The sequence below is a fragment of the Euzebyales bacterium genome (assembly GCA_036374135.1).
GTDB lineage: Bacteria > Actinomycetota > Nitriliruptoria > Euzebyales > JAHELV01 > JAHELV01.
In genome coordinates, this window is the sequence record DASUUK010000024.1 from 191,442 (window position 1) to 210,477 (window position 19,036).

Genomic DNA, 19,036 nt, shown 5'->3' on the forward strand with positions numbered 1-19,036 from the left:
CGGGTGGATCGGCGCGCCCGGACAGGCACCGACGCAGCGCGGGGCGCCTTCAGCCGCCCTGGAAGCGGTAGGAGGCGAGGAAGTACGGCCACAGCTGCCGTGCGACCCGATCGAACCTGTCCTGGCGCGCCTGGAGGTTGAGCGCGAAGCCGAAGTCGCCCCGGTTGACGCCGAGGTTGTACGCGTGCAACTCGGTGCCGCCGTCCCGGTAGCGGTACTCCCACAGCGCCGCGCGGTCTCCCCGGAAGGTCGTCGGCGTGAGCTGGAGCCGTTGGTAGTCGTCCTGCCGTGACCGCAGGCCGGCTTCCACGGTGCGCCAGGCCCCGACTGGGTCGCGCCGCTCGGAGACCCAGTCGAGCCGGAGATAGGTCCCGGTGGCAGGGTCGCGCAGATCGGTGATCGTCGCGGAACGCTCGATCACCTGCCAGCCGGGCGGATGGGCGACGCTGTAGGGCTGACGCCCACCGTCGAACGTCACCCAGTCGGGGGGTACCTGCACGTCATCGAGCGCGGGGAGGACCCCGTCGGTCTGCGGTTGCGGCGCGGGTGTCGAGGGCGGATCGGCATCCGGCGGCGGGTCGGGAGCCGCCTGCGAAGGTGTAGGTGTCGGCGAGGGTCCACCGGCTGACTCGTCCGTGGACCCGCCCGTGCCCGTGGAACCGCGGGTTGGGGCCGCAGCGCTCTCCGACCGTTCGCTCGGTGTGGCGGCTACGCCGGCGGCGGCCGGTGTGTCCCGTCGCTCGTTGCCATCGACGAGCCACCAGCCCGCGGCGGCGATCACAGCGGCGAGCATCAGCGCGAGTGCCACGGGTAGCAGCCGGCGACCCGAGCGGGACCGGCGGGCAGACCGGCCCGGGCCCCGTGACCAGTCCGGCGCGCGTGCGACGCCCGCGGCGGCGCGCCGGGCGGCGGGGTCACCGTCGTCAGCCGTGTCACGGGTGGACCCGGGCAGATCCCCATCGACCGGCTCGCTGCCACTCACCCTCACCCCCGCCGACGCCGCGCCACGCTGGCCGGCGGCGGTACCCTCCTCGTCCGCCGCGGGGGCGCCGCGGTCAGTGTCGGCGTCGACCCCGGGTCCCACCGCAGCGCCGGCGGCCCCGGCGGCCACGGCCCGGGCCGACGCGATCTCCTCAGTCGTGCGTTCCGCTGCGTCCTCGTCGGGAAGGACACCACCCAGCGCCGCCACCCGTTCCAGTCGGCCCCGCAACGCGGCCGCGTCGGGCCGGTCGGTCGGATCCTTGACGAGCAGATCGGTCAGCACGTCGGCCAGGGCACCGGCGCGCTCCGGCGCGCGCGGTGCCTCGTTGAGCGCGGCGACGACGGTCGCCATCGATCCGGAGGACCTGAACGGAGGCACGCCCTCGACCGCGTAGTACAGGGTGGCGCCGAGGCCGTAGAGGTCGGCCGCCGGGCCGACCTCGTCGCCGCGCGCGTGCTCGGGGGCGATGTAGGCCGGCGTGCCCATCACCACACCCGTCGCGGTCAGCGTCGACTCGTCGCCCAGTCGAGCGATCCCGAAGTCGGCCAGGCGTGGCCGGTCACCGTCGATCAGCACGTTGCTGGGCTTGATGTCCCGGTGGATGATCCCCTCGCGGTGCGCCGCCTCCAGCGTGTCGAGCACCTGCAGCCCCAGCCGCGCAGCCGTCGGCGGCGTCAGGGGACCGGCACGACGGACGAGCGTCGCCAGGTCCGGCGCCTCGACCAGTTCCATGATGAGGTGGACGGTGCCATCGCCCTCGATGATGTCGTAGATGCCAACGACACCGGCACCGCCCAGCCGCGCGGCCGCACGCGCCTCGCGCAGTGCGCGCGACCGCCCGACCGCTGCCTCGTCGGCGTCGATGGGGAAGGTGATCTCCTTGACCGCAACGGCACGGTCGAGACGCTCGTCGTACCCACGCCAGACCGCGCCGGACCCGCCACGGCCGACAAGACGGTCCAGCCGGTAGCGGCCGGCGACGCGGCGGACAGATGATGCGTCGGTGGCCATGCAGCCTGTCTGCCCGGTCGGCGACCGCGAGGAACGTCAGATGCGCACTCCGTGCATCGCGCAGCGCCCGACGTGGCAGCTCAGCCTCCTGTCGCGGCGACGGACGACGTGCCGCTCAGCCGTCCTCGCGGTAGGCGATGCCCATGATCCGCAGGTGGAACGTGTCGCTCAGCAGTCGGCCCGGACGGCGGATCCCGAAGTCCGAGCAGCGCAGCGACGCGGAACCCGAGAACACGACGGCGTCGCCGTCATCGACGGTCCGCACGACACCGACCGCGATGCGGGCCGGCCGTGAGACCCCACCCAGTGTCAGGTCGCCGACGAGCGCCCAGAGGGGACGGTCGCCGTCGTGCGTGACGAACGACTCCAGGATCGGCTCCATCCGACTGGCCTCGAACGTCGCGACCGGCGCGGTGGAGGGTTCGATCTCGTGTCCGGGCCGCGCGGCGTGGTGGCCGGCGACCTGGGTGAGATCTCCGACATCGACGCGCACCGAGATGTTGACCGACATCAGGTCGGTCGGGACCTCGATCGTTCCCGCGACCCGCCCGGCGACGCGGGTCAACGGGATGCCGGCGTAGCGCAGGCGGACCTCGACGCGCGTCTGGGCGTCGTCGATGCCGTAGCGGCCCACTCCACCACGGGCACGGACTTCGGTGCGGTCCGCATCGGCGGCGTTCGTCGGCGTCACGGGCGTTCCTCCTGCATCCATGTTGCTCTCACACGGCGGACCCTAGGTGCCCGGCTCGGCGGCCGAATCGCCAATTCTTGGGAAACCCGACTCCTGCCGCAGCTCCGCGCGAGGGAGCCGTCAGGTCCGCATACAGGTTTCCCGTGGGTTCGGCGAGAAACGGGCGGGGCCGACGCCCGGCACGCCCCACGGTCCGGGCACGCGTCCGACGGACCCGGCAGCGAGTACGGTCTGCGTCGTTCACGACAGGAGGAGTGTGCATGAGGATCCTCGTCACCGGTGGCGCCGGCTTCATCGGCGCCAACCTCGTCGCCCGCCTCACCCGCACCCCTGGGATCGACCGGATCGTCGTCGTGGACGACCTGTCGACCGGCGACGCCGCCCGCCTCGAGCGGTTCGCCGACGTGGAGCTTCGCAAGGGGTCCGTGCTGGACACCCGCCTGTTGCGCGACACCGCCGACGGCTGCGACGCCGTCGTGCACCTCGCTGCGCTCGCGTCGGTCCCCGAGTCACTGGACCGTCCGAGCGACTACCACGACGTCAACGTCACGGGCACGCTCCGGGTGCTGGAGGCCGCGCGTGGGTCCGGCGCGCACGTGATCGTGGCGTCGTCGGCCGCGGTCTACGGCCAGAACCCGCCGTTGCCGGCGGCCGAGTCGTTGCCACCCGACCTGCACAGCGTGTACGCATCGAGCAAGCTGGCCGCCGAGGCCCACGCGCTGGCGTACGGCAACGCGTTCGATCTGCCCGTGCTGGTGCTGCGGTTCTTCAACGTGTTCGGACCGTTGCAGGATGTCGGCCACGCCTACGCCGCCGTCGTCCCGGCGTTCGTGTCGGCCGCGGTCGCGGGGGAGCCGCTGCAGTTCTTCGGTGATGGCGAGCAGACCCGTGACATGGTCCCGGTCGGGGCCGTGACCGCTGTGGTGACCGACGCGATCGCGCGCCGGGTGACCCACAGCGCACCGGTGAACCTGGCCATCGGCACTCGCCACAGCCTGCTGGAGATCGCCGATGCGCTCGAGGAGATCCTCGGCCGGCCACTCGAGCGCCGCCACGGACCTCCTCGCGCCGGGGACGTCCGCCACTCACAGGCCGACACGACAGCGCTCCGGCGGCTGTTCCCCGATCTGCGGGTTCCCGACTTCTCGGACGAGCTGCGGGCCACCGTCGAGTGGTTCGAGCGCGGCCGATCGGCGGATGGCCGCCTGAGCTGACGCAGACGGGTTCGCACGCGGAACCTTCCCGCCCCTCGCAACGTCCTACAGCTGTCGTAGCACACCGGACGGAAGGAGCGTGGTGATGAAGCGGACAGGCGTGATGGTCCTGCTGGCGATGATGGTCGTGGTCGCCGGCTGCGCCGGTGGCGGCGCCGAGGAGGCTGCAGGCGGTGGGGGGCAACGCGCGCAGACGGACGAGTCCGGTCCCCAGCGGGCGGCGGCGGACGGGGAGGCCGACATGGCGGCACCCGAGGAGGGCGACGGTGCCGACGACGTCGCCGCGGCCGGCGAGGGCGGGGCCGTGACCGCGGCAACGCTGGCGGCCGTCGGGGAGCGGGTCGTGCGCGACGGCACGCTGCGGATGCGTGTCGGAGCCGGCGCGTTCGACGGCGCCTTCGACGAACTCGTGGGACTGGCCGGGCGGTTCGGTGGCACGGTGCTGGCCAGCGACGCCACGACCGCGGACGACGGCTCGACATCCGGAACCGTGACGATCAAGGTGCCGACCGAAGACTTCGACGCGCTGCTCGTCGCGGTCGGACAGGTGGGCGAGATCGAGCAGCGATCGATCACGTCGGAGGACGTGTCCGGCGAGTTCATCGACCTCGAGGCGCGACTGCGGCACAACCGGGCACAGGAACGCTTCTACCTGTCACTGCTCGACCGCGCCGACGACGTCGAGGACGCCATCGCCGTGCAGCAGCGCGTCGAGGGCATCCAGCAGACGATTGAGCGGATCGAGGGCCGGCTGCGGTTCCTGGAGGACCGGACGAGCTTCTCCCGTCTGACCGTCGAGGTGTTCGAGGCCGGCGGCGCGTACCAGCCGGGCGGCTCCCCTGCGCCGAGCTTCGCTCGGTACTGGGCGACCGCACGCGCAGCGCTGGTGACGGTGCTGGGTGGCGCACTGGTCGTGGCGACCGTGGCGCTGCCGTTCCTGCTGACCGGTGCGATCATCCTTGTCGTCGTGCGCCGACACGGCACGGCGCGCCGTCGGACCGCCACGCCCGAGGCGTGACGCGGTCACGGCGACCAGCCGATCAGCCGCGCCGGGTTGTGCCAGCACACCGCACGCAGCCAGTCCGCGCCGAGTCCGAGCCGTGCGAGGGCGTCGACCTGGTGGGCATAGCTGTACGGGATGTTCGGGAAGTCGCTGCCGAGCACGATGCGGTCGGCGTGCTCGGCCAACCGTGGCACCAGCCGCGGGGGGAACGGCGCCACGCGCTCGATGAACCTGGTGAACACCATCGTCGTGTCGAGGTGGACCCCGCCGAACCGGTCTGCCAGGTCCAGGAACGCGTCGTACTCGGGCAGACCCATGTGCGCCACGATGACGGTCAGGTCCGGATGCGCCTCGAGCACCTCGATGAACACGGACGGGCCGGTGTGGGCACCCGGCTGAGGACCGGATCCGGCGTGGACGACAACGGGTGCGCCCGCGTCGGACAGTCGGCGCCACACGGGTCGCAGCACCTTCGCGCGCGGGTCGAAGCCGCCGACCTGCAGGTGCACCTTCCACAGCCGGGCACCGGCCTCGAGCGCGTCAGCGACGTACGCGTCGACGTCCGGCTCGGCGTGGAACGTCGCGCAGTGCACCGCGTCGGGCACCTTCGCGGCGAAATCGGCGAGCCACCCGTTGAGCCACGCGGCCATGCCCGGTCGGTGCGCGTAGGCCAGCGCCCCGAAGCGGCGGACGCCGAGCGCGCGCAACCTGGCGACGCGCGCGGACTCGTCTCCCCGGTAGCGGATCGCCCACGGCGCGCCATGGACGTCGACGCCGTCGAAGAACGCCCAGACCTTGCGCAGCACCCGCTCCGGCATGAAGTGGACGTGCAGGTCGATCGCGCCCGGCAGGCCCAGCGCACGCCAGAATGCGGGCACGCCCGCATCATCATGCGGCCCGGTGGCCGGTGCACCGCTGACAGCGGCGGACGGGCCGCCGCCGCTCACGCCGCGTCGGGGAACGGACCCGCGCGGGACAGCAGGCCGGGCACCGTGGTTCCAAGCTGTTCGCCGACCCACTCGGCGACGGCGCTGACGTCGGTCAGGTGCAGACCGTGGACCACGCCCATGCGGTCGAGCAGGTAGATCAGATCCTCCGTGGCGATGTTGCCGGTGGCCGCGGGCGCGAACGGGCACCCGCCGATGCCCCCGACGCTCGCGTCGAGCGCCCCGACGCCCGCGTCCAGCGCCGCCACGACGTTGGCGAACCCCGTGTTGCGCGTGTTGTGGAAGTGGCAGCGCAGATCGGTCCCGCCCACCCGCTCGGTGACCCGTCCGATCAGGTCGGTGACCTGCGGCGGCACGGCCACCCCGATGGTGTCGGCCAGTGCGATCTCGTCGGGACCGCTGTCGGCGACACGGGCCGCGATGGCAGCAACGCGACCGGGATCGACCTCGCCCTCGAACGGGCACCCGAACGAGGCGGACAGCGTGACGCTGGTCCGGACCCCCGCCGTGATGGCGCGCGCGGCGATGCGTTCCCACGACGCCAGCATGTCGTCGACGCCGACACCCTGGTTGCGGCGGCTGAACGTCTCGGTCGCCACGACGACCACGTTGACCTCGTCGACCTGCGCCTGCAGGGCGCGGTCGAGGCCGCGGTCGTTCAGCACGAGTCCGATGTAGGAGGCTCCGCGGTCACGGGGCACGGCCGCCATCACGTCCTCGGCGTCGGCCATCTGGGGGACGTGCTTCGGGTGAACGAAGCTCGTCGCCTCGATGCGATGAGCACCCGCGTCGAGCATCCGTTCGATCAGTGACACCTTGGTCGCCGTGTCGAGCATGGTGTCGGTGTTCTGCAGGCCGTCCCGCGGACCGACCTCGACGATCTCGATCTGCCTCATTGCCGCCACTCTCCAGCCGCGCTGGTCGTCCACCATACGCATGTGCGTCCCGGGAGTACGCCGAGTCGCGCACCACGCCGACGACGGCGACGCCGGTCGCCCATCCGGGTGTGGGCGGCCGGCGTCGCTGGGTGGTGCGCACCGTGCTCACAGCGCGGCAGCGCGGCGACGAGGGGCACGCATGCGGGAGCGCATGTTCGGGCGCCATCGTCGAGGTCCAGGCTCCCGGCGCCGTTCAGGACGCCGGTCTCGTGCACGGGCACGCGCCGCGTGCTCCATGCGGTACAGGGTCAGGTGCGTGTCGGGATGCATGCTGCGTCTCCCCTCCGCCGCCTCGTTGCGGCGGATCGTGTCGGTGGTGCCCGCAGGGGCCGATGACGGCCGTCGCACACACGCAGCTCCACGTACCGAGGGATCTCGGTGGAGACGAAGTAGGCGGCGGCCGCAGCCACCGCCTGTCAGGTATCGACTGATCGAAGGGATCAGTCGGGACGGGCCGATGGCTCAGGGGCGGAACGCGGGCGCACTCCAGCCACCTGCACGGCAAAGAGGTCAGCGATTGCTGCCATGACGTTCCTCCTCCCGGTCACATCGACTCGCCGGTGCCGCCTGGTTGGCGGTCGCGCAACCCTACCGTGTGGTTGCGCTGATCGAAAGAGCTGCCAGGAACTTCGTTGATACATCGACGGGCCGGTGCGTCGGGCTCCGACTGCTGCCCACCCCGCTGAGTCTCGCCTTCGGTGGCTCTAGACGATCAACGCAACGATCAGCAGCACAGCGAGGCCGAGCACGAACGTGAACGTCAAGGACCCCTTTCGCGCTCCACCCGGATGCTTGGTCAGCTCAGGGATCAGATCCGCCGCGCTGATGTACAGGAAGTTGCCTGCAGCGAAGGGCAGCAGCCAGACGACCTGGACCCTGCCCGCCAGCGCATAGGCGAGGAGACCGCCGACGAGGAACGTCAGCGCCGAGGCGAAGTTGAACAGCAACGCCCGCGACCTGCTCCATCCGGCATGGACCAGGATCCCGAAGTCGCCCAGCTCCTGTGGCACTTCGTGGGCCGCCGCAGCTGCCACGTGACGAGCCCGACCTGGGTGTCGACCAGGAAGGCGGCCCCTACGGCCAGGCCGCCGAGGTTGTGGATCCCGTCCGCCACGAGGACCAGGTACCCGAGCGGTCCATGTCGAACAAGCGGCCTGTGACAGTGGTGCCAGTGCAGGTACTGCTCGCGGACGAAGAAGCCAGGCTGCCGTCGACGACCTACGACAGCTCGGCCTGGGCAGCGACCGACTGGGGCTGGCCATCCGAGCCGGAGCCGACCGCGCATTCGAGCGTGACGCCGAGACCGATGTCATCCGCGACACAGAGATCGGCGTGGCGGCAGGCGCCGTGATTGGTCTTCTCGCCGGACTGTCCATCGCCGCGGTCGCACTGGTCCAGGCGGCGTGGTCGGGCTGGGCGGCATCCTCGCACTCGGCATGCCCACTGGTCTGGGAGGGCGGTGCTCGGTGGCTTCCTGGGCGACGCCGTCGCGGAACGGTCGTTCACTGAACGTGAGGAACTCGACGACATCCCACTCGAACCCGGCCAAGTCCTCGTGGCGGCGTGCAGCCACGGCCACGCCGAGTCCGTCAAGCAGGTGATGGAACGCCACGGCGGCCAGCTTCTGCTGCGGGCCCAGTGACATCGAGCACTGAGAGAGCACGACCGCCTGGTCGAGCAACGTGCGAGTGCCCCGGCTGCCCCACGGTCGGGCCGCCGCAGGAGACGGCGCGGAACCTGCGCGTCGGGTGGCGCTCGTATGCGTGTGCCATGACCGGTGAGAGCGGGCGGACCGAGACTGCGAGGTCGCGGCCATGGCGAGTTCAGCGGCAGGACGATCAACGTGACGGCGCGCCGCCAACGGCGTCGACGGGCTCGCGAACTGCGCCGGCATCCGCGGCGTCGGGACGGTGGTGAACGTCGATCGGCAGGTGGGACGCAGTCTGGACGTCAACCTCACCGGGCTGTTCACCACGACACGCGCCGTCGCCGCACCGGCGGCCACGAGGCGCTCGCCACCCGGCTGCCATCGGCCATCGGCTTGGCCGCTCCGGCCATCATCGGCGTGGGGTTGGGGGTTGTCCGGCATCGCGATGGCCCGTAGCGTGCGGTCCACGTGCCGTGCGGCGCCGCGCCGCTGACGGGAGGTCCTGCCCACCGATGAGTGGAACCGGTTCGGACGCCGTGACGGGCGGACCGTTGGCCGACCTCCGCGTCATCGAGATGGGCGTCCTGCTCGCCGGACCGTTCTGCGGACAGCTGCTCGGCGACTTCGGCGCCGAGGTCATCAAGGTCGAGCAACCTGGCGTCGGCGACCCGATGCGCGAGTGGGGCCGCGAGAAGCCCCATGGCCAGTCGCTGTGGTGGCCCGTGCTCGCCCGCAACAAGAAGTCGGTCACTGCGAACCTTCGGGACGAGCGCGGCCAGGACCTGGTGCGCCGCCTGGTCGCCGAGTCCGACGTCCTCGTCGAGAACTTCCGCCCCGGCACCCTCGAGCGGTGGGGCCTGGGCTACGACGCGCTGTCGGCCATCAACCCGCGCCTGGTCATGGTGCGCGTCACCGGCTACGGCCAGACTGGGCCGTACGCCCCGCGGGCCGGCTACGGCTCGATCGGTGAGGCGATGGGCGGGCTGCGGTACGTCGTGGGATCGCCCGACCGCCCGCCCAGCCGCGTGGGCATTTCCATCGGCGACTCGCTGGCCGGCGCCTACGCGGCCTACGGCGCGCTGGCCGCCATCCACGCCCGGGAGCGCACGGGCCACGGTCAGGTCGTCGACTCGGCGATCTACGAGGCCGTGCTGGCGATGATGGAGTCACTGGTACCCGAGTACACGGTCGCCGGCTACACGCGGGAGCGGACCGGGTCGATCCTGCCGAACGTCGCGCCGAGCAACGTCTACCCCACTGCCGGCGGCGACCAGATCCTGATCGGCGCCAACCAGGACACCGTCTTCGTGCGCCTCGCCCAGGTGATGGCACAGCCGGAACTGGCGGATGACCCCCGCTACGCGACGCACTCGGCGCGCGGCGAGCACCAGGAGGAGCTCGACGGCCTCATCGCCGGGTGGACCGCCCAGCACGACGCCGATCGCCTCCTGGCCGAACTCGAGGCGCACGGGGTGCCCGCGGGCCGCATCTTCCGCGCCGCCGACATGCTCGACGATCCGCACTTCGCCGCCCGCGACACCATCGTGTCGGTGCCCCACCCGCGGTTCGACGACCTGCGCATGCAGAACGTCGCGCCAAGGCTGTCGGACACGCCCGGCGCGGTGCGGTGGGCCGGGCCCGAGCTGGGTGAGCACAACCCGGAGATCTACGGCGGTCTCCTCGGCCTCGACCAGGCGACGCTGACCGCCCTGCGATCCGACGAGATCATCTGACCGGCAGAAAGGCGCACCGTGACCTACCGACTCGGCGTGGACGTGGGTGGGACGTTCACCGACCTGTTGCTGATCGACGAGGACACGGGCGCGACGTTCCGTGCGAAGACGCCGTCGACGCCGGACGACCCGTCGAGGGGCGTGCTGACGGGGATCGAGAAGCTGACAGCGGACCTCGGCGTGGCGCCCGGCGACCTGGCGCACGTCATGCACGGCACGACCGTGGCGACCAATGCGGTCCTGGAGGGCAAGGGCGCGACCGTCGGCCTGCTGGTCACGACCGGGTACCGGCAGGTGCTGCACATCGCCCGGTCGTTCGTGCCAGGTGGACTTGCAGGCTGGATCATCTGGAACAAGCCGGCACCGCTCGCGGCGCTCGAGCACACCCGGGAGGTCGACGGTCGCATCGACGCCCGCGGCAACGAGGTCACCCCGCTCGACGAGGTCAGCGTCGGCGCGGCACTCGCGGAGCTGGCGGACCGGGGCATCGAGTCCCTGACGATCTCGTTCATCAACGCCTTCGCCAACCCCGACCACGAGCGGCGCACCGCCGAGATCGCGCGGGAGGTGATGGGCGACATCCCGATCTCGCTGTCCAGCGAGATCCTCCCCGAGATCCGGGAGTACGAGCGCACGTTGACCACCGTCGCGAATGCGTACGTACAGCCGCGGGTCTCGTACTACATCGGCAACCTGGAGAAGGAGCTGACCGACCGCGGCGTGACCGCCCGGTTGCACATCCTACGCTCCGACGGCGGTTTGATGTCGACGCAGGCGGCGACGAGCGCCCCGGTGACCATGCTGATGAGCGGACCGGCCGGCGGTGTCGCGGGGGCGCTGTGGATCGCGCGGCACGCGGGCCACACCAACCTGCTGACGCTCGACATGGGTGGCACGTCGACGGACGTGGCGCTCGTAGAGGACGGCCGACCCCGCATCGGACGCGAGACCGAGGTGGGTGACCTCAAGGTGCGCGCGTCGTCGATCGACGTCCGCACGGTCGGTGCGGGCGGCGGGTCGATCGCGCATGTGCCCGAGCTGACGGGCGCGCTGCGGGTCGGCCCCGAATCGGCGGGCGCCGACCCCGGACCGGCGGCATACGGGCGCGGCGGCGAGCAGCCGACTGTCACCGACGCCAACGTGGTCCTCGGCTACCTGCCGCCCAGCCTGCTCGGCGGCGAGATGTCGCTCGATGTCGACGCCGCGACCGCCGCCGTGTCGACCGTCGCCGACGCGCTGGGCGTCGACGTGCGGCAGGCCGCGGCCGGCGTCGTCGACATCGTGAACGAAAACATGTTCGGGGCGCTGCGCCTGGTGTCGATCCAGCAGGGTTACGACCCGCGCGAGTTCGCACTCGTCGCGTTCGGTGGCGCGGGCCCGCTGCACGCCAACGCGCTGGGCCGCCTGATGGGCTCGTGGCCGGTGATCATCCCGCCGTCGCCCGGGGTGCTGTGCGCCTACGGCGACGCGACCACACGCCTGCGCAACGAGGCGGCGCGCACGTTCATCCGCAGGTTCTCGGACACGTCCGACGACGAAGTCACCGGCATCCTGCGCGAGCTGGAGGCCGAGGCCGCCGCCGCGCTGGGTGAAGGTGTCGCGCCAGCGACGCCGGCGGGCGGGGACGACAAGGGCGACGGCCACGAGCGGACCACGACGCGGTTCCAGGTCGACGTCCGCTACCACGGGCAGGGCTTCGAGCTACCGATCGAGGTCGACCTCGACGGGTTCTCGCTTGACCGCGTCGGCGCGGAGTTCGACACCGAGCACGAGCAACTGTTCACCTTCGCCCTCGATGCCGACCACGAGATCGTCAACCTGCGCGCGGTGGTGCTCAGCGGCGAGGCGAAGGTGGACGCCGAGCACATCGACCCGGGCGGCGCCGACCCCTCGGACGCGCAGCAAGGTACGACGACGGTCTACGTCGACGGCGCGGACGCCACGGCGAACCTGTACGAACGGACCGCCTTGCGCGCCGGCAACCGCATCGCCGGCCCGGCGATCGTCACCGAGATGGACTCGACGACCCTGATCCTGCCGGGACACACCGGCGAGGTCGACCGCTTCGGCAACATCATGATCCGCCCCGACGACGGCGACGGCGGAGCGACGCACGCCGACGACGCGACGAGGGAGGCCTAGGCCATGGCGCAGATCATCGAAGCCAACCCCCGTGGGTTCGACCGCGTCGACGTCGACGTCGTCACGATCGACATCATCGAGAACGCCCTTCGCAACGCGCGCTATGAGATGGACGCCGTGCTGTTCCGCACGGCGATGTCGCCCGGCATCCGCGAGCAGCACGACGAGTTCCCGATCATCGCCGACCGCGAGGGCCGGATGGTCGTCGGCCAGTTCGGGTCGTTCATCGGCGGATTCCTCGACACGTACGAGGGCACGGTCGAGGACGGCGACGTGTTCCTGCTGTCCGACCCGTACTCGTGCGACGCGGCGATCAGCCACGCCAACGACTGGCTCGTGCTCATCCCCGTCTACCTCGACGGCGCGCTGGTCGGCTGGGGCGCGATGTTCGGTCACATGACCGACGTGGGCGGCAAGGTGCCCGGCAGCCTGCCGACGGACGCCACCTCGATCTTCGAGGAGGGCGTCGTCATCCCGCCGTTGAAGCTGTACCGGCAGGGTGAGCTGGCAGAGGAGGCGCTGGAGCTGATCCTGCGTCAGGTGCGCATGAAGGAGTGGAACCGCTCCGACCTCAACGCGATCGTGGCCGCGTGTCGCACGGCCGGGCGTCGGGTCGTCGAGCTGTGCGAGCGGTTCGGCCCCGGGGTCTACCTGTCGACCCTGGACGCGCTGCTCGAACGCAACCGGGCGGCGATGGCGCAGCTGATCCAGACCACGATCAGCACCGAGAAGCTGTCGTTCACCGACTACGTGTGCGACGACGGCCGCGGCTACGGACCGTACAAGATCCACTGCACGATGTGGCGGGAGGGCGAGAAGGTCGTCCTCGACTTCGAGGGCACCGATCCGCAGGCCGAGGGGTCGATCAACTTCTACCTGAACGAGAACATGTTCAGGATGTTCTTCGGCATCTACATGATCATGGTCTTCGACCCGCAGATCCTGTGGAACGACGGCTTCTACCCGCTGGTCGACGTGCGGATCCCCGAGGGCACGCTGCTCAAGCCGAGGTACCCGGCCGCGTTGTCGTGCCGGACCCACGCATTGGGTCGGATCTTCGACGTCCTGGGCGCGCTGCTGGGTCAGCGCCAGCCGGAGTTCCTGAATGCGGCGGGGTTCTCGTCGTCACCGCACCTGATGTACTCGGGCTACGACAAGCGCGGCGAGTGGTTCCAGCTGTACCAGATCGGCTTCGGCGGGATCCCCGGCCGGCCGTTCGGCGACGGACCCGACGGGCACTCGCTGTGGCCCTCGTTCACCAACGTGCCCAACGAGTTCCTCGAGGCCTACTTCCCCCTGCGCATAGATCACTACGAGACCGTCGCCGACTCCGGCGGTCCGGGCAAGCACCGCGGGGGCAACGGCATCGAGATGGTCTACCGCTTCCTGGAGCCGGGCGAGGTGTCGATCCACGACGATCGCTGGTTGACCTACCCGTGGGGCGTGAACGGCGGGTTGCCCGGCGGACGGTCGCGCAAGGTCCTCGAGCGTGTCGACGGCACCCGCGAGGTCCTGCCGAGCAAGTGCGACCGGATCCAGGTCGCCGAGGGCGACGCGCTGCACTACATCACCTGGGGCGGGGGCGGCTGGGGCGACCCGCTCGAACGCGACCCCGAACTGGTCGCCGCGGAGGTCGACCGGGGCCTGGTCACCGTCGAGGGCGCGCGCCGCTACGGCGTGGTGCTCACCGACGACGCCGCGGGCGGACGTCGTCCGGCGGTCGACGAAACGGCGACGGCCGACCTGCGCGGGCAGATGCGCGCCGAGCGGGGCGACACCGACGTCTTCGACTTCGGCGGCACGGTCGACGACCTCAGGCGACGCAGCCGGGACGAGACCGGCCTGCCGGCGCCCGAGCCACCACAGTTCGGCCACATGGGCTCGCGGTAGACCGGACTGCCGCGATCGAGCCGCGGCAGCGAACTGGCCGAGATCGGCCCGCCCAGCGACCACCTCGGCTGGCTGGCCGGCACACCCGCGAGCCGTCCGGCGGCGGCCCCGGACCCTGACGTGTCAGGTGACCGGCACGGCGGTGTACGGTCGCACGGTCCATCTGCGTGGACGCGGTGGGACGTCCCCGGCGAAAGGTGACTGTCGTGCAGCCGATTTCGACGACCGACGAGTGGGCGGCGCTGTCCGCGCACGCCGGCGCGACGCAGTTCGACCTGCGCGACCTGTTCTCCGACGATCCGGCGCGCGGCACCCGGTTGACCGCCGAGGCCGGCGACCTGTACGTGGACTACTCGAAGAACCTCGTGACCGACGAGACGATGCGCCTGCTGATCGCACTGGGCGAGCGCGCCGGGCTGTCGGCACGCATCGCTGCGATGCGCGGAGGCGAGCACCTCAACATCACCGAGGATCGCGCGGTGCTGCACGCCGCGCTCCGTCTGCCACGCGACGCGCCGCTCCATGTCGACGGACAGGACGTCGTGGCCGACGTCCACGCCGTGCTCGACCAGATGGCCGAGTTCAGCGACGCCGTGCGTGACGGTCGGTGGACCGGCCATACGGGCGCCCCCGTCGGGACGGTCGTCAACATCGGCATCGGCGGCTCGGATCTCGGGCCGAAGATGGCCCACACCGCACTGCGGCACGTGGCGGACGGGCCCGACGTGCGCTTCGTGTCCAACATCGACGGCGCCGACATCGCGCAGACGCTGGCCGGCCTGGATCCCGAGACCGTGCTGTTCGTCGTGTGCTCGAAGTCGTTCGGCACGCTGGAGACGTTGACGAACGCTGCCACGGCGCGCTCATGGCTGGTCAACCACTTCAGCGAGGATGCGGTGCGCAGCCACTTCGTGGCGGTGTCGACCAACGCGGACCGGGTCGCCGAGTTCGGGATCGACACCGACAACATGTTCGGCTTCTGGGACTGGGTAGGCGGGCGCTACTCGTTGCCGTCGGCCATCGGCCTGTCGTTGATGATGGCGATCGGACCGGACCGGTTCCGCGGGCTGCTCGCCGGCTACCACACCGTGGACGAGCACTTCGCCAGCGCACCTCTGGACCGCAACGTCCCGGCGCTGCTCGGCCTGCTCGGCGTCTGGTACCGCAACTTCCTCGGCGCCAGCACCCACGCGGTGCTCCCCTACAGCGAGCACCTCGCGCTGCTGCCGGCATATCTGCAACAGCTCGACATGGAGTCCAACGGCAAGTCGGTCGATCTCCAGGGGCGCCGCGTCGACCACGACACGGGTCCGATCGTGTGGGGGCAGCCGGGCACCAACGGACAGCACGCCTTCTACCAGCTCATCCACCAGGGAACGACGCTTGTGCCAGCCGACTTCATCGGCGTGGCGCGCCCGCCGCATGCGGTCGGCGACCACCACCAACTGCTCATGGCCAACTGCTTCGCGCAGACCGAGGCCCTGGCGTTCGGCAGGACGGGCGACGAGGTCGCGGCCGACGGCGTGGACGACACGCAGCGACCGCACCGCGTCTTCGCGGGCAACCGCCCCACCAACACGATCCTGCTGCCCGAGCTCACCCCTTCGACCCTCGGACAGCTGATCGCCTGCTACGAGCACAAGGTGTTCACGCAGGGGACGATCTGGCAGATCAACTCCTTCGACCAGTGGGGGGTCGAGCTGGGCAAGGTCCTCGCCGACGTCATCGGCGACGAGCTCATCGATGGGACCGACGCCACCCATGACGGCTCCACGACGGCGCTGATCGAGCGGTACCGCGCGTACGCGAGTACCTAGACGACGCCGGACACGCACCGCTGGTGCATCCCGGTCGCCGCCGGCGACGAACCACTATGGTGAGCGACGAGGTGGTGGCACGGCCAGGATGGACGTGAGCGCCACCGGACGAGGTGACGGGAACATGGGACCGACTCAGGCGTCAGACCCCGGTCTGCAGGCACTGCTGCACGACGCGGCGGGTGACCGGCCGTTGCGCGGCACCCACTTCGTCAACGACGCCCGCGAGATGCTGCTGGCGACGCGCGAGATCGAGGCGGCGGCGCGTGACGACGGCGCGGTCCTGTACGTCGGCTTCCAGGACGCGGCGCGCCTCGACGACGAGTCCGACGTGTACCGCGAGCTGCAGAAGCAGGCGGACGTCATCGCGTACGGCGTCGGCCAGCCCAAGGCTGGTCCCGATCGCGTCGAGTGGGTGGCCGTCCCGCGGGACCGCCACGCGTTGCACAACCAGTGGTTCCTCGTCCTGCACGGCACCGAGCGACTGGCGTTCGTCGGGTTCGAGACGTCCCCGCCGAAGTACTTCCGTCGTGGCCCGTCCTACAACGAGGGCCGCACATGGGAGGGTTTCACGACCGACGACGAGGGGCTCATCGATCACCTGACCCAGCGCCTCGAGCACGCCCGGTCGTTGGCGTCCCGACGCCCGACCACCTGGATGCTCGCGGCGACCGACGACGGCAGCGATCCCCGGTACGCCGCCGTCCGCGACGCGGCGCTCGCGGCCGCCCGCGACAGCGGCGCCGGCGTCGTCCTGTACGACCGCACGACCGAGAGCTACCTGACCAACCCGTATCCCAGCGGTCCGTGGTCGAGTGAGGAGGCCGCGTTGAGCCCGTCGTGGGAGCTGTCACCCGCACGTCTCGCCGTCGACCGCGGCGCGAAGGCGCTGCGCGACGCGGTCGACCGCTATGCGCCCGACGCCATATACCTGCCGGCGCACGTGTCGAACCCCTCGCTGCTGGACCGCGTCCGGGGCAACACCCTCACGACGCTCGCCGGCGCCGTGGATGTCCCCGTCCGACTGGTCGACGCCGACGGCGAGGTGACGGAACACGGCTGAGCAGGCGAGCGGGCGCCCCGACGACCTCGGCGCCGACTACGCGCAGGCCGGGTTCTCCGGGCGGCTGGGCTTCGGCCGCCGACCGGTCGTCCTCGTCGTGGACATCATCCGCGCCTACCTCGACCCGTCGTCGCCGCTCTACGCCGGTGTCGAGGACGCGGTGGCCTCTGCCGCCCGCGTCGTGGACGCCGCACGCGACACGTCGGTGCCGGTGATCTTCACGCGCGTCGAGTTCATCCGCGGCGGCACCGACGGCGGGATGTTCTACCGCAAGGTGCCCGCGCTGGCGGTGCTCGACGCGGGCTCCCCTCTGGCCGACTTCCCCAACGCGCCCCGACCGCGGGACGGCGAGGTCGTCGTCACCAAGCAGTACGCCAGCGCATTCTTCGGGACGTCCCTCGCGTCGACGTTGACGGCGTTGGGCATCGACACCGTCGTCATCGTCGGCCTGTCGACCAGCGGCTGTGTGCGCGCATCGGCCGTCGACGCGATCCAGCACGGGTTCGCTCCGGTGGTCGTACGGGACGCGGTCGGAGACCGCGACGCACGTCCCCACGAAGCGAACCTGTTCGACCTCGACGCCAAGTACGCCGACGTGATGAGCGAGGCCGAGGTCATCGCGCGGCTGCGCCAGCGTGGCGAATCCCGTTGATCCGACCCCGGCGGCGACGGTCCACCACGCCGGATGGGCCATCGGCACGGCGTGTAGCTGGCCGGTGGGTGGAGAAGATCTGCGACATCTCTCCCTTGTGAAAGGACATCGACGATGCTTGGCTTCATCCGCCGGACCCTGCTCGCGGCGATCTTCCTGTTCAGCAGCACGAACGCCATCCAGAACGCCGAGCAGATGACGGCTCCGGCGGAGGCGCTCGGCCTGCCCGAGCCTGCCAACATGGTGCGGTTGCACGGTGCCATCAACCTGATCGGCGGCCTGATGCTGGTGTTCAACATCAAGCCGAAGCTGGCGGCGTGGGCGATGGTCGGCAACCTGATCCCGACGACGGTGGGCGGTCACCAGTTCTGGGAGGAGAGCGACGAGGGCGCCAAGATCAACCAGTTGATCCACTTCATGAAGAACGTCAGCCTGCTGGGTGGGCTGCTGACGGTCATCTCCGCCGAGCGGCGGTGTGACGACGACGTCTCGTAGCGTCGGGTCCGCCTGGCGTCACGCCGACGTCAGGGCATGTCGACGCGTTGGGCGCTCCAGACACGCGTCCCGCGCTGCGTCTGCAGGCGGGCGCGGTGCAGGGTGACCTCGACGAACACGAGATCCGGGTTCTCGGCGCTGCCGAAGAAGCCGCTGAGATCGTACGGCAGCACACGCGCGTCCCACAGGCGATGCCGCTCGGCGTCACCGTCGTGGACCGTCGCGGTCCCCCACGCCGCGAGCTCGCCGTCGGCCTCGGATCCCTGGATCGGCCAGTGGAACGCGACCGCCGAGTTCTCGCGGAGGTTGCGGCACTTCTTCGACGACGCGCGCGTGGCGAACCACACGGTGCCGTCGGCGAACCCCGGAGCGACGACGGCGACATGGGGACGTCCATGGGCGTCGGCGGTCCCGACGTAGGTGGTCCACCCGCTCGCCGTCGCCGCCTCGACCACCGCGCTCCACGGCATCGCGACCCGTTCCATGCTCCGTACCTCCCGCGCCGGCGTGCGGATGCCTCACGCGACCAGCGTCACGACCGCGATGACGATCAGGGCCAGCAGCGCGAGCACAGCCACCGCCACCACGGCCCACGGCAGCGACGACGACGCGGGACGCGACGGTTCGGGATCGACGGCCGGGATGTCGATCGTGTGTGTGCGGTCGTCGTCGGAGAACGGGCTGGCCATGCCACACCGGCCACAGTGCCCCGCCGCGCGATCGTTGCGCGCACCACACCGCGCGCACCTCCACATGCCACGTACCTTTCACCGCACGGGCCCACCGGCCGGTCCGGCGCACCTCACACTG

The 19,036-nt window shown here is 71.0% G+C and carries 17 protein-coding genes; 10 read left to right on the forward strand and 7 right to left on the reverse strand.

What is annotated here, in order from left to right; all coding sequences use genetic code 11:
* Window positions 1-49 precede the first annotated feature (49 nt).
* On the reverse strand, window positions 50-1,993 hold the full coding sequence (locus VFZ70_03595; protein ID HEX6254875.1) for a serine/threonine-protein kinase: 1,944 nt from the start codon (window positions 1,991-1,993) through the stop codon (window positions 50-52).
* 115 nt (window positions 1,994-2,108) lie between these two features.
* Entirely contained in the window at window positions 2,109-2,684 is a 576-nt protein-coding gene (locus VFZ70_03600) for a YceI family protein (GenBank protein HEX6254876.1), read from the reverse strand.
* 260 nt (window positions 2,685-2,944) lie between these two features.
* On the opposite strand from VFZ70_03600, the gene VFZ70_03605 reads away from it, so the two are divergent.
* Window positions 2,945-3,898, forward strand: a complete 954-nt coding sequence (locus tag VFZ70_03605) for an NAD-dependent epimerase/dehydratase family protein (protein ID HEX6254877.1) — start codon at window positions 2,945-2,947, stop codon at window positions 3,896-3,898.
* Between the two features lie 85 nt (window positions 3,899-3,983).
* The gene (locus VFZ70_03610) at window positions 3,984-4,916 is read left to right on the forward strand and encodes a DUF4349 domain-containing protein (protein ID HEX6254878.1); all 933 of its coding nucleotides are present in this window, start codon (window positions 3,984-3,986) and stop codon (window positions 4,914-4,916) included.
* 5 nt (window positions 4,917-4,921) lie between these two features.
* Here VFZ70_03610 and VFZ70_03615 read toward each other — a convergent pair whose 3' ends face one another.
* The 3 genes from VFZ70_03615 to VFZ70_03625 form a co-directional block, all read right to left on the reverse strand.
* Entirely contained in the window at window positions 4,922-5,779 is an 858-nt protein-coding gene (locus tag VFZ70_03615; GenBank protein ID HEX6254879.1) for an amidohydrolase family protein, read from the reverse strand.
* Window positions 5,780-5,844: 65 nt separating this feature from the next.
* Window positions 5,845-6,744 carry a hydroxymethylglutaryl-CoA lyase gene (locus VFZ70_03620; GenBank protein ID HEX6254880.1) on the reverse strand — a complete coding sequence of 300 codons (900 nt, stop codon included), beginning with the start codon at window positions 6,742-6,744 and terminating at the stop codon, window positions 5,845-5,847.
* A 746-nt stretch (window positions 6,745-7,490) separates the two neighbouring features.
* Window positions 7,491-7,820, reverse strand: a complete 330-nt coding sequence (locus tag VFZ70_03625) for a ZIP family metal transporter (protein HEX6254881.1) — start codon at window positions 7,818-7,820, stop codon at window positions 7,491-7,493.
* 425 nt (window positions 7,821-8,245) lie between these two features.
* Between VFZ70_03625 and VFZ70_03630 the strand changes: the two genes are divergently transcribed.
* From VFZ70_03630 to VFZ70_03665, 8 genes are all read left to right on the forward strand, one after another.
* A complete protein-coding gene (locus VFZ70_03630; GenBank protein HEX6254882.1) occupies window positions 8,246-8,428 on the forward strand; it encodes a hypothetical protein in 183 nt (60 codons plus the stop codon).
* A gap of 518 nt (window positions 8,429-8,946) precedes the next feature.
* Window positions 8,947-10,167: a CoA transferase gene (locus VFZ70_03635; GenBank protein HEX6254883.1), complete on the forward strand. Its 1,221-nt coding sequence runs from the start codon at window positions 8,947-8,949 to the stop codon at window positions 10,165-10,167.
* Window positions 10,168-10,185: 18 nt separating this feature from the next.
* Window positions 10,186-12,309, forward strand: coding sequence for a hydantoinase/oxoprolinase family protein (locus VFZ70_03640; protein ID HEX6254884.1), 2,124 nt, complete (start codon window positions 10,186-10,188; stop codon window positions 12,307-12,309).
* 3 nt (window positions 12,310-12,312) lie between these two features.
* Complete coding sequence (locus tag VFZ70_03645; GenBank protein HEX6254885.1) at window positions 12,313-14,199, forward strand: hydantoinase B/oxoprolinase family protein; 1,887 nt, start codon at window positions 12,313-12,315, stop codon at window positions 14,197-14,199.
* A 206-nt stretch (window positions 14,200-14,405) separates the two neighbouring features.
* Complete coding sequence (pgi, locus tag VFZ70_03650; GenBank protein ID HEX6254886.1) at window positions 14,406-16,016, forward strand: glucose-6-phosphate isomerase; 1,611 nt, start codon at window positions 14,406-14,408, stop codon at window positions 16,014-16,016.
* A gap of 124 nt (window positions 16,017-16,140) precedes the next feature.
* Window positions 16,141-17,079 (forward strand): DICT sensory domain-containing protein, encoded by a 939-nt coding sequence (locus VFZ70_03655; GenBank protein HEX6254887.1) that lies wholly within the window; start codon window positions 16,141-16,143, stop codon window positions 17,077-17,079.
* A gap of 97 nt (window positions 17,080-17,176) precedes the next feature.
* On the forward strand, window positions 17,177-17,731 hold the full coding sequence (locus VFZ70_03660; protein ID HEX6254888.1) for an isochorismatase family protein: 555 nt from the start codon (window positions 17,177-17,179) through the stop codon (window positions 17,729-17,731).
* 114 nt (window positions 17,732-17,845) lie between these two features.
* Window positions 17,846-18,226, forward strand: coding sequence for a DoxX family protein (locus tag VFZ70_03665; protein ID HEX6254889.1), 381 nt, complete (start codon window positions 17,846-17,848; stop codon window positions 18,224-18,226).
* Window positions 18,227-18,255: 29 nt separating this feature from the next.
* Here VFZ70_03665 and VFZ70_03670 read toward each other — a convergent pair whose 3' ends face one another.
* Both VFZ70_03670 and VFZ70_03675 read right to left on the reverse strand, forming a co-directional pair.
* The gene (locus VFZ70_03670) at window positions 18,256-18,711 is read right to left on the reverse strand and encodes a pyridoxamine 5'-phosphate oxidase family protein (GenBank protein HEX6254890.1); all 456 of its coding nucleotides are present in this window, start codon (window positions 18,709-18,711) and stop codon (window positions 18,256-18,258) included.
* Window positions 18,712-18,744: 33 nt separating this feature from the next.
* Window positions 18,745-18,915, reverse strand: coding sequence for a hypothetical protein (locus VFZ70_03675; protein ID HEX6254891.1), 171 nt, complete (start codon window positions 18,913-18,915; stop codon window positions 18,745-18,747).
* Between the last annotated feature and the right edge of the window lie 121 nt (window positions 18,916-19,036).